The sequence below is a fragment of the Exiguobacterium chiriqhucha RW-2 genome (assembly GCF_000416965.1).
Lineage (GTDB): Bacteria > Bacillota > Bacilli > Exiguobacteriales > Exiguobacteriaceae > Exiguobacterium > Exiguobacterium chiriqhucha.
Map to the genome: position 1 here is coordinate 60,427 of NZ_ATCL01000014.1, position 20,604 is coordinate 81,030.

General features: G+C 54.1%; 23 protein-coding genes and 1 riboswitch. Of the genes, 18 read left to right on the plus strand and 5 right to left on the minus strand.

Going from position 1 to position 20,604, the window contains the following annotated elements; translation table 11 throughout:
- The first annotated feature begins 4 nt into the window (after positions 1-4).
- A riboswitch (TPP riboswitch) is annotated at positions 5-109 on the plus strand.
- 81 nt (positions 110-190) lie between these two features.
- The 8 genes from tenA (at position 191) to M467_RS20060 (ending at position 6,476) form a co-directional block, all read left to right on the plus strand.
- Positions 191-865, plus strand: coding sequence for a thiaminase II (gene tenA, locus M467_RS20025; RefSeq protein ID WP_021065928.1), 675 nt, complete (start codon positions 191-193; stop codon positions 863-865).
- Positions 862-1,650, plus strand: coding sequence for a hydroxyethylthiazole kinase (gene thiM, locus M467_RS20030; RefSeq protein ID WP_021065929.1), 789 nt, complete (start codon positions 862-864; stop codon positions 1,648-1,650). The genes tenA and thiM overlap by 4 nt, the downstream gene beginning before the upstream one ends.
- Positions 1,650-2,486, plus strand: coding sequence for a bifunctional hydroxymethylpyrimidine kinase/phosphomethylpyrimidine kinase (gene thiD / locus M467_RS20035; RefSeq protein WP_034797043.1), 837 nt, complete (start codon positions 1,650-1,652; stop codon positions 2,484-2,486). Before thiM ends, thiD begins: the two co-directional genes overlap by 1 nt.
- Positions 2,458-3,096 carry a thiamine phosphate synthase gene (thiE, locus tag M467_RS20040; protein WP_021065931.1) on the plus strand — a complete coding sequence of 213 codons (639 nt, stop codon included), beginning with the start codon at positions 2,458-2,460 and terminating at the stop codon, positions 3,094-3,096. Before thiD ends, thiE begins: the two co-directional genes overlap by 29 nt.
- 23 nt (positions 3,097-3,119) lie before the next feature.
- Positions 3,120-3,755, plus strand: coding sequence for an SDR family oxidoreductase (locus tag M467_RS20045; RefSeq protein WP_021065932.1), 636 nt, complete (start codon positions 3,120-3,122; stop codon positions 3,753-3,755).
- Positions 3,756-3,889: 134 nt separating this feature from the next.
- Positions 3,890-5,455, plus strand: coding sequence for a diguanylate cyclase domain-containing protein (locus tag M467_RS20050; protein WP_021065933.1), 1,566 nt, complete (start codon positions 3,890-3,892; stop codon positions 5,453-5,455).
- A 45-nt stretch (positions 5,456-5,500) separates the two neighbouring features.
- Positions 5,501-5,950, plus strand: coding sequence for an OsmC family protein (locus M467_RS20055; protein ID WP_021065934.1), 450 nt, complete (start codon positions 5,501-5,503; stop codon positions 5,948-5,950).
- An 88-nt stretch (positions 5,951-6,038) separates the two neighbouring features.
- Positions 6,039-6,476, plus strand: coding sequence for a GNAT family N-acetyltransferase (locus M467_RS20060; RefSeq protein ID WP_021065935.1), 438 nt, complete (start codon positions 6,039-6,041; stop codon positions 6,474-6,476).
- Here the strand turns inward: M467_RS20060 and M467_RS20065 are convergent, their stop codons facing one another.
- Positions 6,477-6,923, minus strand: a complete 447-nt coding sequence (locus M467_RS20065) for a DUF4385 domain-containing protein (RefSeq protein ID WP_021065936.1) — start codon at positions 6,921-6,923, stop codon at positions 6,477-6,479. It lies immediately after the preceding gene.
- Between the two features lie 67 nt (positions 6,924-6,990).
- Here M467_RS20065 and M467_RS20070 point away from each other — a divergent pair, with 67 nt between their 5' ends.
- From M467_RS20070 to rbsB, 7 genes are all read left to right on the plus strand, one after another.
- On the plus strand, positions 6,991-7,542 hold the full coding sequence (locus M467_RS20070) for a GNAT family N-acetyltransferase (protein WP_021065937.1): 552 nt from the start codon (positions 6,991-6,993) through the stop codon (positions 7,540-7,542).
- A gap of 100 nt (positions 7,543-7,642) precedes the next feature.
- Positions 7,643-8,626 (plus strand): LacI family DNA-binding transcriptional regulator, encoded by a 984-nt coding sequence (locus M467_RS20075; protein ID WP_021065938.1) that lies wholly within the window; start codon positions 7,643-7,645, stop codon positions 8,624-8,626.
- Positions 8,623-9,507 (plus strand): ribokinase, encoded by an 885-nt coding sequence (gene rbsK / locus M467_RS20080; RefSeq protein WP_021065939.1) that lies wholly within the window; start codon positions 8,623-8,625, stop codon positions 9,505-9,507. The genes M467_RS20075 and rbsK overlap by 4 nt, the downstream gene beginning before the upstream one ends.
- Positions 9,507-9,896: a D-ribose pyranase gene (gene rbsD / locus M467_RS20085; protein ID WP_021065940.1), complete on the plus strand. Its 390-nt coding sequence runs from the start codon at positions 9,507-9,509 to the stop codon at positions 9,894-9,896. Before rbsK ends, rbsD begins: the two co-directional genes overlap by 1 nt.
- Positions 9,897-9,907: 11 nt before the next feature.
- Positions 9,908-11,386 carry a sugar ABC transporter ATP-binding protein gene (locus tag M467_RS20090; protein WP_021065941.1) on the plus strand — a complete coding sequence of 493 codons (1,479 nt, stop codon included), beginning with the start codon at positions 9,908-9,910 and terminating at the stop codon, positions 11,384-11,386.
- Position 11,387: 1 nt separating this feature from the next.
- The gene (locus tag M467_RS20095) at positions 11,388-12,353 is read left to right on the plus strand and encodes an ABC transporter permease subunit (protein ID WP_021065942.1); all 966 of its coding nucleotides are present in this window, start codon (positions 11,388-11,390) and stop codon (positions 12,351-12,353) included.
- Between the two features lie 23 nt (positions 12,354-12,376).
- Positions 12,377-13,288: a ribose ABC transporter substrate-binding protein RbsB gene (gene rbsB, locus M467_RS20100; RefSeq protein WP_021065943.1), complete on the plus strand. Its 912-nt coding sequence runs from the start codon at positions 12,377-12,379 to the stop codon at positions 13,286-13,288.
- A gap of 38 nt (positions 13,289-13,326) precedes the next feature.
- On the opposite strand, the gene M467_RS20105 is transcribed toward rbsB, so the two are convergent.
- On the minus strand, positions 13,327-14,724 hold the full coding sequence (locus tag M467_RS20105) for a 6-phospho-beta-glucosidase (protein ID WP_021065944.1): 1,398 nt from the start codon (positions 14,722-14,724) through the stop codon (positions 13,327-13,329).
- Positions 14,725-14,927: 203 nt separating this feature from the next.
- Between M467_RS20105 and M467_RS20110 the strand changes: the two genes are divergently transcribed.
- On the plus strand, positions 14,928-15,797 hold the full coding sequence (locus M467_RS20110) for a MurR/RpiR family transcriptional regulator (RefSeq protein WP_021065945.1): 870 nt from the start codon (positions 14,928-14,930) through the stop codon (positions 15,795-15,797).
- Positions 15,798-15,827: 30 nt separating this feature from the next.
- Here M467_RS20110 and kynB read toward each other — a convergent pair whose 3' ends face one another.
- The 3 genes from kynB to kynU are packed head-to-tail and all read right to left on the minus strand — an operon-like array spanning position 15,828 to position 18,594.
- Positions 15,828-16,451, minus strand: coding sequence for an arylformamidase (gene kynB / locus M467_RS20115; protein ID WP_021065946.1), 624 nt, complete (start codon positions 16,449-16,451; stop codon positions 15,828-15,830).
- Positions 16,452-16,465: 14 nt separating this feature from the next.
- On the minus strand, positions 16,466-17,305 hold the full coding sequence (gene kynA / locus M467_RS20120; protein WP_021065947.1) for a tryptophan 2,3-dioxygenase: 840 nt from the start codon (positions 17,303-17,305) through the stop codon (positions 16,466-16,468).
- Positions 17,306-17,316: 11 nt separating this feature from the next.
- Positions 17,317-18,594, minus strand: a complete 1,278-nt coding sequence (gene kynU / locus M467_RS20125) for a kynureninase (RefSeq protein WP_021065948.1) — start codon at positions 18,592-18,594, stop codon at positions 17,317-17,319.
- 192 nt (positions 18,595-18,786) lie between these two features.
- Between kynU and M467_RS20130 the strand changes: the two genes are divergently transcribed.
- Together M467_RS20130 and M467_RS31780 are read left to right on the plus strand one after the other, a co-directional pair.
- The gene (locus M467_RS20130; RefSeq protein ID WP_021065949.1) at positions 18,787-19,641 is read left to right on the plus strand and encodes an HAD family hydrolase; all 855 of its coding nucleotides are present in this window, start codon (positions 18,787-18,789) and stop codon (positions 19,639-19,641) included.
- A 798-nt stretch (positions 19,642-20,439) separates the two neighbouring features.
- Positions 20,440-20,601, plus strand: coding sequence for a hypothetical protein (locus M467_RS31780; RefSeq protein ID WP_021065950.1), 162 nt, complete (start codon positions 20,440-20,442; stop codon positions 20,599-20,601).
- Positions 20,602-20,604 lie beyond the last annotated feature (3 nt).

A 20,604-nucleotide genomic window follows, 5' to 3' on the forward strand; every position in this document is an offset into this window, starting at 1 on the left:
TAATGTTTACCACTAGGGGAGTCGCGTGACGCGGCTGAGATGGACGAGGTCCAGACCCTTTGAACCTGATCTAGTTCACGCTAGCGTAGGGAAGTGGGCGAACCGATTGTTTTCGTACACTTTGTGTAAATCCGACGCCGCTTCCGTTATGGGAGGCGGCGTCTTTTTTGATTACAAAGGAGGAGAAAACATGACATTCACCGCACATTTACGACAAGAGGCCGATGCCTTGTTTCAAGCCAGCTTTGACCATCCGTTCGTCCGCGAGCTCGGAACGGGTGAACTCGACGAGGCGAAGTTTCGGCATTACGTCATGCAAGACTCGTATTATTTGAATCAGTTCTCGAAAGTACAGGCGAAAGGCGCGACACTCGCCCCGAACATGGAAGTAGCGAGCCGCTTTTTGACACACGCGCTCCATACCATCGAAGCGGAGCATGCGTTGCATCGTGAGTTTTTCACGTTGCTCGACGTGACGGAAGCGGAGTGGGCGACGTTTGAGCCGGCCCCAACGGCTTACGCCTATGCGCTCCATATGCAACAGGCCGGTCCAACGCTCGGTGACGTGCTCGCAGCAATTTTGCCGTGCTATTGGATTTATTACGAGATTGGCGAACGCATGAAAGACGCGACACCCGACCACCCGATTTATGCGACGTGGATTTCGACGTACGGGTCGGAATGGTTCCGCGACCTCGTCGAGGAACAGATTGAACGGCTCGACGTGCTCGCTGGGCAGGCGACGGCGGAAGAACGCCTCCGGTATCAACAGCTGTTCTTGAAGAGTTGTTATTACGAGCATGCGTTTTGGGAGATGGCGTGGACGCTCGAGTCATGGAATTTACCGGCGGGGGTGACACGATGAAGCGCGACTTATGGGATAAAGTCAGAGCCGAACGGCCACTCATCCACAACATCACGAATATCGTCGTCGCCAACTTTTCAGCGAACGGGTTGCTCGCCATCGGGGCGGCCCCGGTCATGGCGTCAGCGGTTGAAGAAGTGGCCGAGATGGCGTCTTTAAGCGATGCGCTCGTGCTCAATATTGGTACGCTCGATGCAATGACGGAACGTACGATGATTCGAGCCGGACAGGCGGCGAATCAAGCAGGTAGTCCGATCGTCTTCGATCCGGTTGGTGTCGGGGCGACCTCATTTCGGCGCGACGTCGCCCAGGCGATTCTGCAATCTGTCCGTGCGACGGTCATCCGTGGGAATGCCGGAGAAATCGCGACATTGATTGGTCTCGACGCGGCGGCGCGCGGCGTTGACGCTGGGGAAACGCGGGATGATTTGAATCACATCGCGCGTGAAGCGGCTAAGCGCTACAACTGTGTCGTTGCCGTGACCGGAGAGACGGATCTCGTCAGTGACGGGGACGTGACGATTGAAATTAAAGGCGGCACCGAAGCGATGGCTCGGACGACAGGGACCGGTTGTTTACTGAGTGCGGTCGTCGGTGCGTTCCTTGCGGTCGAACGGGATGCGGTTACGGCCACGGCGACAGCGCTAGCCGGTTATGCCCGGTGCGGGGAACTCGCTACCGCTTTGACCGACGGGCCGGGTGACTTCCCCGTTCACTTCTTGAATGAGCTGGGCAAGATGACGGCGGTCGAGTTGCCGAGTGACCGCATCGAGGTGGTGTCATGATACGGCAGCAAGTGTTGACGATTGCCGGTTCGGATTCGGGCGGTGGCGCTGGCATTCAAGCTGATTTGAAGACGTTTCAAGAGCTCGGTGTGTTCGGGACGAGTGTTTTGACGGCTGTCACGGCCCAAAACACGCGTGGGGTGCATGGGGTCGAGGCGGTGTCACCAGAACTCGTGACGCAACAACTCGATGCAATCGGTTCAGACTTTATGATTGCGGCGTGCAAGACCGGGATGTTGTTCGATGCGGCGCACATCGAGGTGGTCGCTGACGGGGTGCGGCGTCACACATTCAATCGGCTCGTCGTTGACCCGGTCATGATTGCGAAAGGCGGGGCCTCGCTGCTTCAGGATTCGGCGGTCCAGGCGCTCAAGACATCCCTCTTGCCGCTCGCGACCGTCGTCACACCGAACGTGCCGGAAGCGGAAGTGTTGACGGGCATGACGATTCGGACGTTTGAAGACCGCATCGAAGCAGCAGAACGGATGTTAGCGTACGGTGTCCGTGCCGTCATTTTAAAAGGGGGACATCTCGATGGCGCAACTGCGGACGATTTGGTCATGACGGTGTCAGAGGCGTTCCTCCTGTCGGCCCCGCGCATCCAGACGAGTGACACGCATGGCACCGGTTGTACGTTCTCGGCAGCGCTCACGGCGGAACTGGCCAAAGGCTATTCTATCCTCGAGGCGACGGTGACCGCCAAGCGATTCATTCAAAGTGCCATCACGCATGGACTCGATATCGGTGCCGGACATGGACCGACGAATCACTGGGCGTATGCGACACATGGAGAGGCAGGTGTGACGCTTGAATCCATCACAACGAACCATCGCTGAGCAGTTGCGGCTCTACTTTATTTGCGGAACCGCGAACGCGGAAGACATGCTCCAGACGGTGGAAACGGCACTTCAATGTGGCGTGACATGTTTTCAATTTCGTGAAAAAGGTAAACATGCACTGTATGGGGATAAAAAAGAAGCGATGGCGAGAGCGTTGCAAACACTCTGCCGCTCATACGATGTTCCGTTCATCATCAATGATGACGTCGAACTAGCAGAGCGCATCGATGCCGACGGCGTGCATATCGGACAGGATGATGCCGAGGCCGCACGCGTTCGTGAGCGAATCGGCCCGAACAAATGGCTTGGTGTCTCGGTGCACACGCTCGAAGAAGTAGCGGCGGCCATCGAGCATGCGGATTATGTGGGCATCGGTCCGGTCCACCCGACGAATTCGAAAGAAGACGCCGGGGCAGTGAACGGGACGGTGCTCATCCGCCAAGTTCGAGCCTTGTATCGAGAGCTGCCAATCGTGGGGATTGGCGGCATCTCACCGGAACACGTTCCGATGATTCGGAACGACGGGGCGGACGGTGTCGCCGTCATCTCGGCCATCGCTTCTGCACCGGATGTGGCCATGGCCACACGGCGTTTCGCTTGTCTCTGAATTCAACTTGAGGAGGAAGACAGATGAACGTATTTGTAATAGGCGCGAATGGACAGATTGGAAAACAGCTCGTCGAACGATTGCACGAGGAAGGGAAGCATCAAGTCACGGCGATGGTGCGGAAACAAGAGCAACTCGACGACTTTACATCGAAAGGCTATCAAGCCGTGTTAGGCGACCTCGAAGGTGACGTGTCGTCACTTGAACAGGCGATGTCTGGGATGGACGTGGTCGTCTTTGCGGCCGGTTCAGGCGGCAGTACCGGAGCCGACAAGACGCTGTTAATCGACCTTGACGGCGCGGCGAAAAGTATCGAGGCGGCTCAGGCGAACGGGAATGTGAAACAGTTCGTCATGGTCAGCGCCTTGAAGGCGGAAGATCGCTCGGCATGGCCGGAAGAGATGAAACCATACTATGTCGCGAAGCATCATGCCGATCGTTTGCTCGAGGAGAGCGGACTGACGTATACGATCGTCCGTCCGGGCGCCCTCACGGACGACGCCGGCACGGGCAAAGTGAAAACGGGCGACGTCTCGACGGGTGAGATTCCACGTGCAGACGTGGCGGCGTTCTTGGCTCACCTCATCGGTCATGACGCGGCCTACAATCAAGCGATTGACCTCGTCAAAGGCGACACGGCAATCGAAGACACGTTATAAAAAGAGATGACGACTGCGAGCGGGCTTGGTTCCGCTCGCTTTTTGTATGGATGTGTCCGCACACTCGAGAAAGGATTCGCTTCGACCGATAGAGAAAGTAAGAGATGGATTTGTTTGAAGAAAGGGGTCTATCCGTGACCACACTATTTCTCTATATGGCCGTTTATTTACTTCCGGCTTTTTTATTGAGCCACCTTGCCCTTGATGTCTTGCTCCGGAACCCGCGCCAAGTCGAGCATCGACTGCTCAGCCTGTTCGTATTTGGCTACGCGATGTTGTTCTTGGCCGAGTTTGGACGACATCTGTCCCCAATTGAAGCCAGTCCCGCCTTCGTCACCTATTGGTTCGGCAACGCTGGCATTTTGATTTTTGTGTGTTCCGTCCACTTCATCGTCAAAGTGACGGGAGTCGGGGCGAAACTGCCGAAATGGATGTATCCGTATGTCATCTATTTGCCGCTCGTGCCGGTCGCGTTGACGTTCATCCGCCAAGAGAACATTTTGAACAGTCAGCGGTTCGACCAAGTCGGCGTCTGGATTTATCCTGAGTTCAACGCATCGTATTTGACGACGATGACCGTCGGCAACGTGTTCCATTTTCTCATCATCCTGTTACTCGTCTATGCACTCAAACGCGCCGATCGGACCGAGCATCAACGTGTCCTGCGCATGCTCATTTGGACCGCTGTCGCCGTCCTCATCTGGGACATCGTCTTCGGCTATTTCCAGTTCCGTGGCATCATGCCACCGTATGCGTATATGTATGGGGGCCTCGTCTGGACGGTCGCCCTCGTCGTGGCGATGAACCGACTCGATTTCCTCGCGTCTTATGCGAAACGATACGGTACCCTCTACAACTTGAATCCATCGGCAATTCTCCTCGTCGACGACACCGGTCGCATCGAGAGTGCGAACCCGGCTGCGCGTATGTTGTTCCATACCGTCCGAGTCGTCAATGAGCGTTTCATCGATTTATTGCCCGAGAAAAAGCGGGACGAATGGTGTGAACACTACGCTCAACATTTTAATGCGCAAAAGAAGTTTCTCGAGTTCGAGACGAAGATTCAGACAAAATCAGGACAAGAGCGGTACGTCGTCATCGACGGGGACTTCGTCTATATCGACCAGAAGATTCATGGCATGATTTTGATTCGGGACGTCCATACGTTCAAAGAAGCCGAGCAATCGATTCGCTTCTTCGCCTATCACGACCCGCTCACGAAACTCGCGAACCGTCGCGCGTTTTATGAACAGGCCGATCAGGCGTTACTGCAAGCGGATACGCTCGCGCTCGTCATTCTCGACCTCGATGGTTTTAAAGGTATCAATGATACGTACGGCCACCAGGTCGGTGATGATTTCCTCGTTCATCTCGGTGTCCTGCTCGAAACGGTGACGCCGGAAACGGGTCTCGCCTCGCGGGTTGGCGGTGATGAGTTTTATATGTATTTGACGGATGTCGAAGCAGACGAGATCGTCGCGTTCGTCGAACGATTGCAATCCGAATTGGCCGAGCGGCCGTTCCGACTCGGACGGGAGACGATTCCGATTCGAGCGAGCATCGGGGTCAGCGTCGCACCGGGTCAAGGATCAGATTTAGACACGCTTATTCACAAAGCCGATCAGGCGATGTATCAAATCAAGCAACACGGTAAAAACGACTATGCGATTTATGACGAGGTGTTACACGGACCGAAATAACGGGAACGAGAATGAAGATGGCAACTTGATAGAGGAGGAGACGATATGACTGAAAAACCGTTAGTGACGATGCGCGCCGAAGGGGAAGCGACGAGTGTGAAGACGACGGTGCACGTGCGTGACCTCGAGCCGTTCGTCGTCGATGAGCCGGAACGTCTCGGCGGAACGGACGCCGGTCCGAATCCGCTCGAATATTTGCTCGGTGCGTTGTCGTCGTGTACGACAATCATGATTGCCTATGTGGCGCAAGATCAAGATTTCAACTACGACGGAGTGACGTTCGTAACTGAAGGAACGCTCGACCCGCGCGGCTTCCAAGGCGTTGAAGGAGTACGGACGTATTTTGAGAAAGTACACGTCAATATCGTCCTCGATACGACCGAATCGGATGAACGGATTGCGGCGCTCCAGAAAGGTGTCGAGGCTCGTTGTCCGATCCATAATTTGATGCATGCGGCCGACGTCGACATCACGGCGACGTGGACACGGAAGTGAGGATGGGGCGACCCATCCTTTTTTTGATGTAGACAGGAATGTTTGCCGACGAGCACGAACAAAAAGAGACGTGAGAAAGGAGGCTGTCATGGATATTCGCTCGATGACGCGACAAGACGCCCACGCGATTCAAGCGTGGACGTATGAGTCGCCATATGACTTTTATAATCAAGAAGCTTCAGCGGAAGGGCTGGATGAACTGATGGCCTATCAGGCCGTCCATGACGGTACACTGATCGGTTTTTACTGTCTCGGCCGATACGCACAAGTGCCGAACGATACATATGTCTACGATGACACATACATCGACCTCGGGCTCGGCATGCATCCGGACCGAACGGGGCAGGGAAACGGCCGTACGTTCGTCCAGTTGGTGATGCAAGAAGCGGCGCGCGAAGGCAAACCGCTCCGGTTGACGGTGGCCGCGTTCAACGAGCGGGCGATCCATCTCTATGAGCGGCTGGGATTTCAACAGGTCACTTCGTTTGAAAAAGGGTCGACCCGTTTTCTCGTCATGACCCGGTAATCATCCGTACTGTTTCTGGTGGGCTTTCTTTCGCTTCAAATAGTCTTCATCTGCTCGAAGTTGGTCCCATCGTTCCTTAAAGATGCGGGCCGATTCCGCCTTTTCTTCATCGATTTGTCGGTCGTGGATGTCGCCGTCGTCCTTATATTTTCGTCCGCCTTTATAGTTGGCGTAACGTCTCGCCCGGGTATAGCCCATCTGGATGAATTTGCGGGCCATATCCATTCCGACGAAATCATCGTTGGCCCGGTATTTTTCGAACAGCTCCATAATCTCATCAGCGGACTGTTTGGCGATGTCTGGCGTCTTGAAACGCCAATGGGGGAGAATCTCACTTTTATACGGTTCGACGAGTAGGACGCCTTGTTCACCTCGTCCGACCCGATACAGCTCCGGTTGTTTACGGAAATCAATCGTTTCAAAATCTAAATCATAATCAAACGGCATCGTCATCCCTCCTCATGGACTCATTCCCGGAACGAATCCGAGGGAAACGACAGAAAGGAAGAACAAGATGATTCAACTTGATACAGACCGGCTCCAGTTGCGGGCGTTTCAACTCGAGGACGCTGAACAGATGTTTCGATACGCGCAAGACGAGCGGGTCGGACCAAAAGCAGGATGGGCGCCGCACCAATCGGTCGAGGAGACGCGTGACGTCATCCGGCTGTTCCAACAAGACCAAGACGTCTGGGCCATCACGTTAAAAGAGACGGGTGAAGTCATCGGAAGTCTTGGGTTGCACGACCGCCGGCCGGACCCTGAGATTCAGCATGACCGGCAACGCGAGATCGGGTATGTCCTCAGCCCGGACCATTGGGGGCAAGGGTACATCCCGGAGGCCGTTCAAGAAGTGATGCGTCACGGTTTTGACGACCTCGACCTCGAGCGCATCTGGTGCGGTCATTTCGACTTCAACGACCAGTCGCGCCGTGTCGTCGAAAAGACAGGATTCACATACGTGTTCACGACATCCCAACAGTTGACGCGCTTAGATGGGCGCACGGTGCAGAGCCTCATTTATGTCGTGACGAAAGACGAGTATGAGGAACGCCGGGATCAATGATGAGCCCGACGTTTTTTTGATGCGGCAAAATTAACACTTGATATGTAACCGGTTACACATTATGATGTGTTTGTAAGCGTTACCAAAAGGAGGGGACGAGATGGCAACAATCAAACAAGTGGCCAAACGGGCGAACGTTTCTGTCGCAACCGTGTCTCGTGTCATGAACAATAACGGCTATGTGAGCGCTGAAGCGAGGGAAGCCGTGGAACGGGCCATCGCCGAGCTCGAATACGCCCCGAACCGGGTGGCTCGTTCGTTATTCACCAAAACGTCGGGGCTAATCGGATTGATTATGCCAGACATCACCAACCCGTTCTTCCCGCAGTTGGCCCGCGCGATTGAAGACGTGGCCAATCAACACGGCTATCAAGTCGTCTTATGCAACACGGACGAGCAACTGGCGAAAGAACAGTCGTACTTGGTCGCGCTTCAGACGATGCATGTCGACGGTCTGATCATCACGACGAACCATTCAGACAACCCGAACTACGAAAAGTTAGAGTTGCCGATGGTCGCGCTCGACCGAATCGTCAAGTCTGGCATTGACGCCGTCATCTCAGACGGGTATGAAGGCGGTCGCCTGGCGGCGGAGACGCTGTTGAATTGTGGTGCGACAAGGCTCGCTCATATCGGCGGACCTGAACAGCTGCAGACGGTGAAGCGACGGACGGATGGGTTCCTTGACGTCGCGGGAGATCGTCTCGTCGGCATGACGCATTCGAGTTTCACGTTCAAAGAAGCGCTCACGGCGGCGCAAACGCTGTTTGATGAGCATTGGCCGTTCGATGGATTGTTCGCCGCCAATGACGTCATCGCGGCCGCGGTGTTGCAGGAAGCGGTGCGTCGGAATGTGCGTGTGCCGCAAGATTTGCAAGTCATCGGCTACGATGGCATCGAGCTCGGTGAGATGACATCGCCGCCGCTCACGACGATCTCGCAACCCATCTATGAGATGGGACGACGTGCGACCGAGCGACTCCTTGATTTGATTGAGAAGAAGGAGACCGTTACGAAAGAAATCTTGTTGCCCGTCACGTTGACGGAGCGACAGACGACGATCCGAAAGGGGCATGACACATGAAGCGAATTGTGGTCATCGGTAGTGTATCGATGGATTTAGTGGTCACGACAGACAAACGTCCGCAGGCAGGGGAGACCGTCATCGGACAGGCGTTTCAGACGGTGCCCGGAGGAAAGGGAGCCAACCAAGCGGTCGCCGCCGCTCGACTCGGAGGACGAGTCGAGATGGTCGGATGCGTCGGTTCCGATGAGTTCGGGCAACGTATCCGCCAAAACTTTGAACAGAATGAAGTCGGGACCCAACAGCTGCGGACGATTGACGGCGAAGTGACCGGGACGGCGCATATCGTGCTCGCCGAAGGCGACAACTCGATTGTCGTCGTCCAATCGGCGAACAAACAGGTCGTCTTCACGGAAGCCGAGCTCGAACAGTTGATTGATGACGAGTCGCTCGTCTTGCTCCAGCTCGAGATTCCGATTGCGACGGTCGAACACGTGAGTGCATACTGTCGCGCCCGCCAAATCCCGGTGCTGTTAAATCCGGCTCCGTCACAACCGCTCACGGATGAACTGCTCGAGCATGTGACCTACGTGACGCCCAACGAGCATGAGTGCCGAGATTTGTTCGGAGATGTCTCGCTTGATGAGGTACTGCGCCGCTATCCGAACAAACTGATTGTGACCGAAGGGGTCAACGGTGTCCGCTTCTTTGATGGCGAGACGATTCAGCACGTTCCAGCCATTCAAGCCGATGTCGTCGATACGACGGGGGCAGGGGATACGTTCAACGGAGCCCTCGCAGCCGCCCTGATGGAAGGAAGCGAGTTACGTGAAGCGGTACGCTTCGCTGTCGTCGCTTCAGGATTGAGCGTGGAAGGGTTCGGGGCACAAGGCGGCATGCCGAACCGAAATGACGTCATGAGACGATTGGAGCGAGTGTGATGAAGAAACATGGGATTTTGAATAGCCATTTGACCAAAATCTTTGCGGACTTGGGTCATACGGACACGGTCGTCATCGCGGACTGTGGACTACCGATTCCAAACGGCGTGGCGCGAGTCGATTTGGCGCTTCGTCTCGGTGAACCGTCGTTCCTTGATGTATTAGATGCGGTCGAGGCGGACATGGTCATCGAACAGATTACCGTAGCCGATGAGGTGTTCACGGAGAACGAGCCGATTGCAAAAGCGTTGACCGATCGATTTGACACGGTTAAAACTTGTTCGCATGAAGCGTTCAAGCGTGAGGTCGAACAGGCGAAAGTCGTCATCCGGACAGGGGAAGCGACTCCGTATGCGAACGTCATTTTACATGCCGGCGTCATATTTTAAGGAGGGGTTCGATGCACATCCAGTTGAAGCGCATCCATAAGTCGTTTGGTCCGGTCAGTGTATTGAAAGGCGTCGACTTCGAATTGTTACCCGGCGAAATTCATGCGTTGATGGGAGAAAACGGGGCCGGTAAATCGACACTCATGAAAGTGATGACCGGGCTGCATCCGCTCGATGAAGGGGAAGTCGTCATCGATGGAGCTGTTCGGCAGTTCAAACATCCAAAAGAAGCCGAGCGAGCCGGTATCGCGTTCATCCATCAAGAGTTGAACATACTACCGGAGCTGACCGTGATGGAAAACTTGTTTCTCGGACGGGAATTGACCGGTCCGTTCGGTGTCATCAAGCAGCAAGAGATGAAGCGTCGGGCGCGGGAGTATTTGGCCGAGTTGAACGTGTTCATGGAAGTCGATCAGCTTGCCAAACAATTATCTGTCGGACAACAGCAGATGATCGAGATCGCCAAAGCGCTCATGACGGATGCGAAAGTCATCGTCATGGACGAACCAACCGCCGCACTCACCGACCGCGAGATTCGAGCGCTGTTCTCGGTATCTCGGGCATTACGTGACCAAGGCGTGTCGATCATCTATATCTCGCACCGGATGGAAGAGATTTTTGAACTATGCGATCGCATCACGGTCCTCCGCGACGGCGTGTCGATTGGGACACATCGCATCAATGAGACATCGTTCGAAGAAATCGTTAAAGAGATGGTCGGGCGAGAGATTGGGGAACGCTATCCGGATCGGAACGCTACGATTGGCGACGTCGTACTTGAAGTCGATGGATTGATAGGTAACCGGTTCCACAATGTCTCGTTTGATGTTCGGGCCGGTGAAATCGTCGGTTTCTCGGGACTCATGGGAGCTGGACGCACCGAAGTGATGCGTGCCTTGTTCGGAGCCGACCGAGCCAAAGCAGGCATCGTCAAACTGAACGGAACCGAAATCCGAATCAAGCAACCGGCAGACGCCATCCGACACGGCATCGCCTTCTTGACGGAAGACCGAAAAGGCGAAGGGTTATTGCTCGACTTCACGTTACGTGAGAACTTATCGCTGCCGACGCTCGAGAAACGAGCGAAGGGGACCATCATCTCACGGCAAGCGGAAGAACAGTTCGCGGACGGTTATTTGAAAAAGCTGCGCGTCAAGCATCATTCGATGGAGCAGAAAGTGAAGTCGCTCTCGGGCGGGAACCAACAAAAAATCGTCCTCGGCAAATGGCTCGGCGCCGAGCCGGACGTCTTGATTCTTGATGAACCGACGCGTGGTGTCGATGTCGGGGCGAAAAAAGAGATTTATACAATCATGAGTGAGCTTGCTGAGTCGGGCGTCGCCATCATCATGGTGTCGTCGGATTTACCCGAGGTACTCGGGATGAGCGATCGGATTGTCGTCATGCGAGAAGGTGTCGTCACCGGAACGTTGGCAAAAGACGAGGCGACGCAAGAAAAAGTCATGACATATGCGACAGGAGGACAATGATATGGAATTGAAAGCAGCGACTGCATTAGGTCGACCGCAAAAGCTCGGTTGGGGACAAAAACTCGGACCGTTATTCGGATTGCTCGCCATCATCGTTGTGGTGACAGCGCTCGAACCAGGTTTTCTCTCGTTGAACAACATCTTTAACGTCCTACGCCAAGTGTCCATCAACGCCTTGATTGCGTTCGGGATGACGTTCGTCATTTTGACAGGCGGTATCGACTTATCGGTCGGTTCGATTCTCGCCTTGTCTTCGGCGTTCGTCGCCGGCATGATGGTCGATGGACAACATGCGGTCATGGCGATCGCACTCGGATTGATCGCCGGTGCTGTGCTCGGTGCGTTCAACGGCGCCGTCATCACATACGGGAAAGTCGCACCGTTCATTGCGACGCTCGCGACGATGACGATTTATCGGGGTTTGACGCTCGTCTATACGGACGGTCGTCCGATTACCGGGTTAGGCGACTCGACGTGGTTCGAACTGCTCGGACGCGGTTACTTCTGGATCATCCCGGTGCCAGCCGTGACGATGTTGATCGCTTTCGGTGTGTTGTACTTCATTTTGAAAAAGACGACGTTCGGTCGTCATACGTACGCGATTGGCGGCAACGAGGAAGCCGCCAAACTGATGGGCATCGGGGTCAACAAAGTCAAAGTCTTGATTTACTCGTTGTCAGGTACGTTAGCGGCACTTGCCGGCATCATTTTAACATCGCGTCTCAACTCGGCCCAACCGACGGCCGGGACGTCTTATGAACTTGACGCCATCGCAGCTGTCGTTCTCGGGGGAACGAGTCTTGCGGGTGGACGAGGCTGGATTGTCGGGACGCTCATTGGGGCGCTTATTATCGGAACGTTGAACAACGGCTTGAACCTTCTCGGCGTCTCATCATTTTTCCAACTCGTCGTCAAAGGGGCCGTCATTTTATTCGCAGTATTGCTCGATCGAAAACAAAACGCTTAATCATCGAAAGGGGAAAACAGGAGATGAAAAAATGGACAGCTTGGCTACTCGTATTGACAATGGTCGTCATGGCAGCTTGTTCGACGGAACAACCGGGGACAAGTTCGGAGCAAGAGACAAAAGACGGGGACTTCAAAATCGGGCTCTCGATTTCGACACTAAACAACCCGTTCTTCGTCGCGTTGAAAGACGGTGCGGAAGAGCAAGCAACTGAACTAGATGCGACACTTACGGTGGCCGATGCGCAAAATGATGCAGCCAAACAAGTGAGCGACGTCGAAGACATGATTCAAAAAGGGATGGACTTGATTCTCATCAACCCGACGGATTCGGAAGCAGTCGGTGCAGCCGTTCAAAGTGCGAACGATGCGGGCATCCCGGTCATCACAGTCGACCGTAACGCCGAGTCAGGCGACGTGGTCGCGCACGTGGCGTCAGATAACGTCGCTGGTGGGAAGCTCGCAGGTGAATATATGGTCGAACTCGTCGGTGAAGGCGGGAAAGTCGTCGAGCTCGAAGGCATTCCAGGAGCGTCAGCCACGCGTGACCGTGGTCAAGGGTTCAACGAAGCGATTGACGGAAAACTTGACGTCGTTGCCAAACAGTCGGCTAACTTTGACCGGGCCCAAGGGTTGACGGTCATGGAGAACATCCTACAAGACAATAAAGACATCGTCGCGGTATTCGCTCATAACGATGAGATGGCGCTCGGTGCCGTTCAAGCGTTGAACAGTGCTGGCTTGAACGATGTCAAAGTCATCGGCTTTGATGCGACGGATGATGCCGTCAAGGCGGTCGAAGACGGAACGATGGCCGCGACGGTCGCGCAGAAACCGACGGAGATTGGAAAACTCGGTGTCGAGGCTGCTGTGAACCACTTAAAAGGGGAGACAGTGGAAGAGAACATCCCGGTCGACCTCGAATTGATTAAATAATATGAACAGCCGACGCATTCGAGGTGCGTCGGCTGTTTTTATGCTTGATGAATAGGTTGGAGTGCTTGAACGACTTCGTCTTTGATCGTGACGCCGCTCGCTTCGAGTTCAGCGATTTTATCGGCGAACTGCGGCAAGTACGCTTTGTGGGCGATGAGCAGTTCATCGAGCACCCGTTTCGCGGTCTCGCCGCTCGGGATGAGCGGATTGATGATGAACGCTTGAAGGGCGAGTCCGTAGTCACCGGTCACGGCCGCTTCTTCGACGCACAGCTCCATGTTCTTCATGACTTGGAGCCATCCTTTTTCAGCCGGGGCGAGCGCGCCGAATGCGATTGGTTTCGCGCCGGTCGCACCGATATAGGCCGATACTTCGACGACATCGTCCGGGGCGAGATCAGGGACGGCCCCGTTGTTCTTCGTCGAGACGACGATATGTGTGTTCTTATTGGCGTAAATCGAGGCGATCGTTTCACACGCCGCATCCGAGTAGTGGGCACCGCCGCGTTTAGACAGTTGCTCCGGTTTATGGTCGAGGTTCGGGTCTTTATAGAGCTCGAACAGCTCGGCTTCCGTCTGCTTCACTTGCTCAGCCCGCGTGCCGACGGACGGGTCCCGATATTCCTCGAGCATGTGGGCGAGCATCTCTTCGGCACGATAGTAGTATCGGTGATAGCCGCAAGGAATCAAATTCATCTGTTGCAGTTGTTCTTGGAAGAACGGCATGTCATGAATATTGGCGGGGATGCCGGAATCACCATCATACATCTTGTCGATGATGTCGCGTGTCACGTCTTGACCATGGACGTCATGAACCCGGTGCCAGTGGAAGTGGTTCAATCCGGCGAACGAGTAAATCAATTCTTCCGGTTTCTTGCCGATTAGTTCCGGTTCTGCCATCATCGCATTGACCGGCACGTTGCACAGTCCGATGACTTTGTCCCATTTGCCGTAACGGATGACCGCATCGGTCACCATTCCGCTCGGATTCGTGAAGTTGACGAGCCAGGCGTCCGGACAGAGCTGTTTCATGTCTTCGACGATATCAAGGATGACAGGAATGGTACGGAACGCCTTCAAGATGCCGCCGGCCCCGTTCGTCTCTTGGCCGACCATACCGTACGAGAGCGGGATTCGTTCGTCTTTGATGCGGGCGTCGAGCAAACCGACACGGAACTGGGTCGTGACAAAGTCGGCGTCTTGTAACGCTTCTCGACGATCGAGCGTCATGTGGACTTTGACGTCATACGGAGAAGCGTCCCACATCCGCTGCGCCATCTGTCCGACGATGTCGAGTTTGTCTTGGCCGGCTTCGATATCGACGAGCCAAATCTCACGGATGGGTAACTCTTCGTAACGCTTGATGAACCCTTCCATCAATTCTGGTGTGTAGCTGCTGCCGCCCCCGATGGTGACGAGCTTGATTCCGGTTGTCATTTCAATCTCCTCCTCATTTGTTCACAAAAAATTTCTGGATGTGTAAATATATTTGCTGGCTGAATGCAACTTCTCATGTCCATTTCAGTATAAAATAAAGAAAAATGAACACAATAGATTTACAGACAACTCCGAAAGCGTTTACAAAATAAAACACATATATACTTATTTTTGTGAATTCAATTTACGAGAGGAGACCGGACATGCTATTGACCGAGAAAATGAAACAAGACCTGTTCTCTAAATCGGAACGGACCGTCATCGACTATTTGTTCGCCGAACGGGAGCGAATCCACGACAAGACGATGAAACAAATCGCCGAGGTGACGTATACACACCCGTCGATATTAAGTCGTATCGCCATGAAATTGGAGTTTGCGGGTTGGCTCGAGTTGAAGGAACAGTTTTTGGAAGAAATCGAGTATTTAAATCGTCACTTCTCGGATATCGATGCCAATGAGCCATTCTCACCCAAGGACAACTTGATGGTCGTGGCGAACAAGCTGGCGGCGCTCAAGCAGATGACGATTGAGGATACGCTGTCGTTGCTCGATCACGAGGCGTTCGAGCAGGCCGTAACGATGTTATGTGAGGCGCGGCACATCAAAGTCTTTTCTGTCATCCATAATTTGTTGCTCTGTCACGACTTCAAGTCAAAGATGAACCGAATCGGCAAGCAAGTCAGTCTCTGCGAATTCGACGCCGAGTTCGAAGCGGCCAACTCGGACGAAACGACGTGCGCGCTCCTGATCTCATATACGGGGGAAAGTGATTATACGGTCGGGCTTATTCCTTACTTAAAGAAACAACGTGTGCCGGTGCTCGCCTTAACGAGTCTCGGAGAGAACGCGATCTCGCATCAGGCCGACTGCACGCTCCGTTTGACGACCCGTGAGCGCCTCTACTCGAAAATTGGGAGCTTCACGACGAACGATTCGATTCATTGTCTGCTCGACCTGTTGTACGCTGGTGTGTTCTCGAAAGACTATGAGGCGAACATGGCTTACAAAGTGCAAATCTCGAAACGGTTCGATCATCGTAAAAGTTCGAGTGAAGTCATGCAGGAAGACTGAAAACACCCCTTCAAGCGAAGGGGTGTTTGTTCAATCGAGCGAACGCAAGAGCGCGCGCACCGGACTGCCATCTCCTTTGACGATTGGGAGCGGCACGGCGTTCAATTCGTAATCACCAGGGGCGATATGGTCGAGGACAAGTCCTTCGAGAATATGGACCCCGTTCCGGGCGAGCGCATGATGCGCCGCCATCTCTTTACTGTCGATTGCGTCGACTGACGGCAGATCGAGACCGATCAAGTAAATCCCAAGTTCGCCGAGCCGGTCGGCGAGTGAAGGTGTGAGTTCAGGGATATGGCTCGGGAACTCCTGCTTATTCGGCCAGCCGTCCGTCTTTAAAATTAATCGTTCGACGCCGGTCAAGTCAAAGCCGTCCAAGTCCGTCGCCTCGATTCGTTCGCGGCCAGGGAGATGGATGACTCGGGCCGGGCCGATATAGAGACCGGGATCAAGGTCGATGACGCGCTGTCCGGCGTCGTCGAAATGGAACGGGGCATCGATGTGCGTGCCTGTATGAAGGCTCATCGTCACTTTCCCGACATTGACCGAACCGCTGTCGGCCATCGGCCAAGCGATTTCGTAACGGAACGCCGTGTCACCTGGCCATGTCGTGATGGAATCTTCGAGCGGTTGCGAAACATCAATCCATGTCATCGTGTTCGTCCTCCTCACAGTTTTGTCCGGACGGTCCAAAGTTCAGGGAAGAAGCGATGGTCGAGGACGCGTCGCAAATAGTTGACGCCGGACGAGCCGCCGGTTCCCATCTTTTGACCGATAATTCGCTCGACCGTGCTCATATGGTTGAAGCGCCACATCTGTTGCTGGCTGCCGATATCGAGCAGTTTCTCTCCGAGCTCATACAAGTCCCAATATTTGTCCACGTCCCGGTACACCTCGGCCCAAGCCGTTTCGACGCTTTCGTTCCATTCCCAGTCTTTCGTGACATCCCGGTTGAGCACGGTGTCATCGATGGCGAGACCACGGCGATGCATTGCGCGGACGGTCATGTCATAGATGCTCGGTGCCTGTAGCGACGATTCGAGAAGCGGGTATAGCTTCTCATCATGGGCGTACACACTGAGTGTGCGCGCGTTCTTAAAGCCGAGGGCGAACTCGATTTGGCGGTTCTGGTACGATTGGAAGCCAGAAGACGAACCGAGTTTGTCGCGGAACTCCAAATATTCAGCCGGGGTCAACGTCGCGAGGACGCTCCACGACTGGATGAGCTGTTGTTGAATCTTCGAGACACGGGCGAGCATCTTGAACGAACGCTCGAGCTCTCCCGTCTCGATGGCGGTCACGGCCGCCGTCAGTTCATGCAAAATCAATTTCATCCAGAGCTCACTCGTCTGATGGATGATGATGAACAGCATCTCGTCATGATGATCCGATAAGCGGTGCTGACTCGATAAAATCGGGTCGAGTTGTAAATAGTCACCGTATGACATGTCTTTTGAAAAGTCTGTCTGAATCGATTGCTCGACTTTATGTTCAATCCGTTCACTCATATCGATTCTCCTTAGGCCACGACTTCGCGGACGTTCTCGAACGCCTCGTATTCTTTGTTTTCCATAATTGTCTGTAACGTCATCACGACATCATACACATCGGTGAACGTGTTGTAGAGCGCGACCGGTGCGAGTCGGATGATGTTCGGGGCCCGGAAATCCGGAATGACGCGATGTTGTTTGAGCGCTTTACAGATGCGGGCCGCCTCCGGATGCTCGAGGCTCAAATGGGCACCGCGTTGCGTCTCGTTGCGCGGGCTGCCGATGACGAATCCGTATGGGGCGAGCACCTCATCAATTAATGCAGTCATATACGTCGTCAAAGCGAGTGATTTCTCACGGATGGCGTCCATCCCGACCTCGTTGAACATCTCGAGGGCACCAAGTTGCGGGGCCAGGCTCAAGACGTGCGGTGTCCCGATTTGGAACGCTCCGGCGTCATCGGCCGGCGTCATCGTGTGATCCATATCGAACTGTTTATCTTTGCGTGAACCGAACCAACCGGCCAGGCCAGGTGTCGTCCCGAAATGACGTTCATGGACGAACAGGCCGCCGACACTGCCCGGTCCGCCGTTCAAATGTTTATAGTTGCACCAGTAGGCAAAATCGACGCCCCAGTCGTGGAATGCGTGTGGGATGGCGCCGACCGAATGGCAGGCGTCAAAGCCGATCAAGATATCCCGTTCATGCGCCGCCTTGGCGAGACGGGCCATATCGAGAATTTGTCCGCTGCGATAGAGGACGGTCGGCAAGACGATCAAAGCGATCTCGTCCGTCATCGCTGCGATGATGTCTTCTTCCTTCAAATAGCGTCCGTCTGGGCTCGAGACTTGAACCAAATGTTCGCTCGGGTCGAGTCCACGGAGCTCGAGTTGACTCTTCAAGGCGTAGATGTCAGATGGGAAGGTGAGAGTGTCGGCTAAAATCTTCGTCCGCTTGCCTTCCGGTTTAAAGAATGAGGCGACGAGTTGGTGCAAGTTGACCGTCGTCGACCCGGTGACCATCACTTCTTCGGCTCTGGCTCCGACGAGCGGGGCGTTAAGTGCGGCTAATTGTTCCGATAAGTTGAACCATGGGTGGCGTCCCGACATCCACCCATCAATCCCGAGCTCTTTCCAATCGCTCAGTGATTCGAGTAACGTCCGTTCGGCCCGTTTCGATAACAGGCCGAGCGAGTTACCGTCCATATAAATGCCGTCTTGCGGCAAATAAAATTCTCCCCGGTATGGTGCGAGCGAGTCGCTGGCGTCGCGTGTTTCTGCGTACGCCCGTGTGAAATCTTGAGCCACATTATTTCCCCCTTTGACTTGCGTGTCATGCTGACAAAAGCGTAGCAATCAGGGCATGGCGTGTCAACACGAATGACCGCAGTTCGGGCATGGTTCGCACGTGCTTCTCGCGCGTGTATATGTGATGATGAAATGGAGAGAGTCAATCTGAGGGAATTGGGTGATCAGACCCACGTGAAAGGAGAAGAGGACATGAAACTAATTGCCATCGATTTAGACGGGACGCTATTATCTCGGACAGGTGTCATCACGGAGGCGAACCAAGAGGCGATTCGCCGGCGTCAGGCCAAAGGGGATTTGGTCTCGATTTCTTCCGGGCGTTCGATTCATGATATTGAGGAACTGTTGAAGCGGAGCGACTTGTCGTGCCCGATTTTGTCAGGGAACGGCGCGATCGCCTTCTATGAAAATGAGCGGATTTATTACCATGCGCTCCCGAAAGATGTCGTGCAAGAATTGTGGGATGTGGCCCACGAGCACGGGGCGTACGTTGAATTTTATACAAATGCCGGAGTAAAAGTACTTCGTTCGGGCACCGATTTGTTGAAGGGTGAGTTGGACGAGGTGTTGCCACATGATCAATCGTTCACACGAGAGTGGGGCGAGCGGGAGATCGAGATTCAAAACGAACAATTCGGGTTGACATACGTCGATGCGATTGAGGACATCGACTTCGAGGCCGACGAAGTGTATAAAGTGTTCGTCTATTCGTTCGACCGGCGCAAGCTGCATGAGCTCCGGAAATTGTATGAACCACGGACAGATATTTTAATCACGACGGCGGGCTGGACGAAGATTGAAATCGGTCATCCGAACGCAAGCAAAGGGATGGCGTTGACGCAGTTAGCGGAGCATCATGACATCCCGCAATCAGACATCGTGGCCATCGGTGACAACTTGAATGATATCTCGATGTTTGAAGTGGCGGAAACACGGATCGCGATGGGGAACGCCGTCGATCCGTTGAAAGACATCAGTACCCATATCACGAAAGACGTCGAAGCGGACGGCGTCGCCTATGCGCTCGACCACTATATCGATAACTAATTTTTGGAGAAATGGTGAACAAGGATTCGTCAATCGATAAAACGGTTAATGTATCTGTGTAGTCCTCATTCAACGTGTTGAGCTGAAAGGGGGCAACGGATGAAACAAAGATTCCATCGTTGTTTGACTGAGGCCGGCTCGGTGAAATGAGAGACATGTTGGATGAAGCATCGGCTGACTAGACGACTCTCCTCGTTCAAGCTGTCGTCCATCTGACCTCGCGTAAGGGGTGAGGGGCAGACAAAAGAGAATTGGTGGGAGACTAGACGTTTAGGCAACTCGGTGTTTCAAAAAAGGTGGGCCCGATGAGGTTCATGATTGATTTCAACCACATCCGTCAAAACGCAGTCAGAGTCATTGTGGAGACGAGATTCCCGTCAAGGACTTGATTGCTGTTCAGACGAACGTACGCCACGAAATCACGTTCTGAACCACGTCCGTTTTCTAGTTTATATTCATGTACCGCATGGGACGGTCGGCCGGGAAAATTCTCGGTCGGTTGAAAGTCCGCTTTCTAGAAACGCTCACCGGAAGCGCCACGTTTGTGGCGCTTTTCTTATGGGGCGAACGTTGTGACGCGGACCGGTCGTTCGCCGTTTTCTTGACTTGAAACGTATAGGCGGCGTCCGGCCCGTCCGCGGACGTCAAACCGTACACGTACCCGTACCCGTCTAGGGAGAGGGTACCCGTGTCGCCTGAAATGTTATAATGAGTCGCAAGCTGTTGCTGCAAGGCGCGTTCGCTACTGGATCTTAGTCGAGTAGCAGACGTAGAGGCAAGTGGTAGAGGAGTGAGGGTATGCCAAAAATTTACTGGCTCGGGACGTTCGCGAGCGGAGTGATTCTGACGACGATGGGAGAAGCGGGCGGAGTCCCGCGGATCGTGCCCTATTTTTTGATGGCGCTCGGTGTGACCGGGTTTCTCGTTCAATCTTGGTTCGAACAAAAACGACGCCGTTAAGCC

Excerpts from the sequence above, each read along its gene's own strand:
- tenA (WP_021065928.1), top strand. The coding sequence starts at position 191 with ATGACATTCACCGCACATTTACGACAAGAGGCCGATGCCTTGTTTCAA.
- thiM (WP_021065929.1), top strand. The coding sequence starts at position 862 with ATGAAGCGCGACTTATGGGATAAAGTCAGAGCCGAACGGCCACTCATC.
- M467_RS20045 (WP_021065932.1), top strand. The coding sequence starts at position 3,120 with ATGAACGTATTTGTAATAGGCGCGAATGGACAGATTGGAAAACAGCTC.
- M467_RS20055 (WP_021065934.1), top strand. The coding sequence starts at position 5,501 with ATGACTGAAAAACCGTTAGTGACGATGCGCGCCGAAGGGGAAGCGACG.
- M467_RS20060 (WP_021065935.1), top strand. The coding sequence starts at position 6,039 with ATGGATATTCGCTCGATGACGCGACAAGACGCCCACGCGATTCAAGCG.
- M467_RS20065 (WP_021065936.1), bottom strand. The coding sequence starts at position 6,923 with ATGCCGTTTGATTATGATTTAGATTTTGAAACGATTGATTTCCGTAAA.
- M467_RS20070 (WP_021065937.1), top strand. The coding sequence starts at position 6,991 with ATGATTCAACTTGATACAGACCGGCTCCAGTTGCGGGCGTTTCAACTC.
- M467_RS20075 (WP_021065938.1), top strand. The coding sequence starts at position 7,643 with ATGGCAACAATCAAACAAGTGGCCAAACGGGCGAACGTTTCTGTCGCA.
- rbsK (WP_021065939.1), top strand. The coding sequence starts at position 8,623 with ATGAAGCGAATTGTGGTCATCGGTAGTGTATCGATGGATTTAGTGGTC.
- rbsD (WP_021065940.1), top strand. The coding sequence starts at position 9,507 with ATGAAGAAACATGGGATTTTGAATAGCCATTTGACCAAAATCTTTGCG.
- M467_RS20090 (WP_021065941.1), top strand. The coding sequence starts at position 9,908 with ATGCACATCCAGTTGAAGCGCATCCATAAGTCGTTTGGTCCGGTCAGT.
- M467_RS20095 (WP_021065942.1), top strand. The coding sequence starts at position 11,388 with ATGGAATTGAAAGCAGCGACTGCATTAGGTCGACCGCAAAAGCTCGGT.
- rbsB (WP_021065943.1), top strand. The coding sequence starts at position 12,377 with ATGAAAAAATGGACAGCTTGGCTACTCGTATTGACAATGGTCGTCATG.
- M467_RS20105 (WP_021065944.1), bottom strand. The coding sequence starts at position 14,724 with ATGACAACCGGAATCAAGCTCGTCACCATCGGGGGCGGCAGCAGCTAC.
- M467_RS20110 (WP_021065945.1), top strand. The coding sequence starts at position 14,928 with ATGCTATTGACCGAGAAAATGAAACAAGACCTGTTCTCTAAATCGGAA.
- kynB (WP_021065946.1), bottom strand. The coding sequence starts at position 16,451 with ATGACATGGATTGATGTTTCGCAACCGCTCGAAGATTCCATCACGACA.
- kynA (WP_021065947.1), bottom strand. The coding sequence starts at position 17,305 with ATGAGTGAACGGATTGAACATAAAGTCGAGCAATCGATTCAGACAGAC.
- M467_RS20130 (WP_021065949.1), top strand. The coding sequence starts at position 18,787 with ATGAAACTAATTGCCATCGATTTAGACGGGACGCTATTATCTCGGACA.
- M467_RS31780 (WP_021065950.1), top strand. The coding sequence starts at position 20,440 with ATGCCAAAAATTTACTGGCTCGGGACGTTCGCGAGCGGAGTGATTCTG.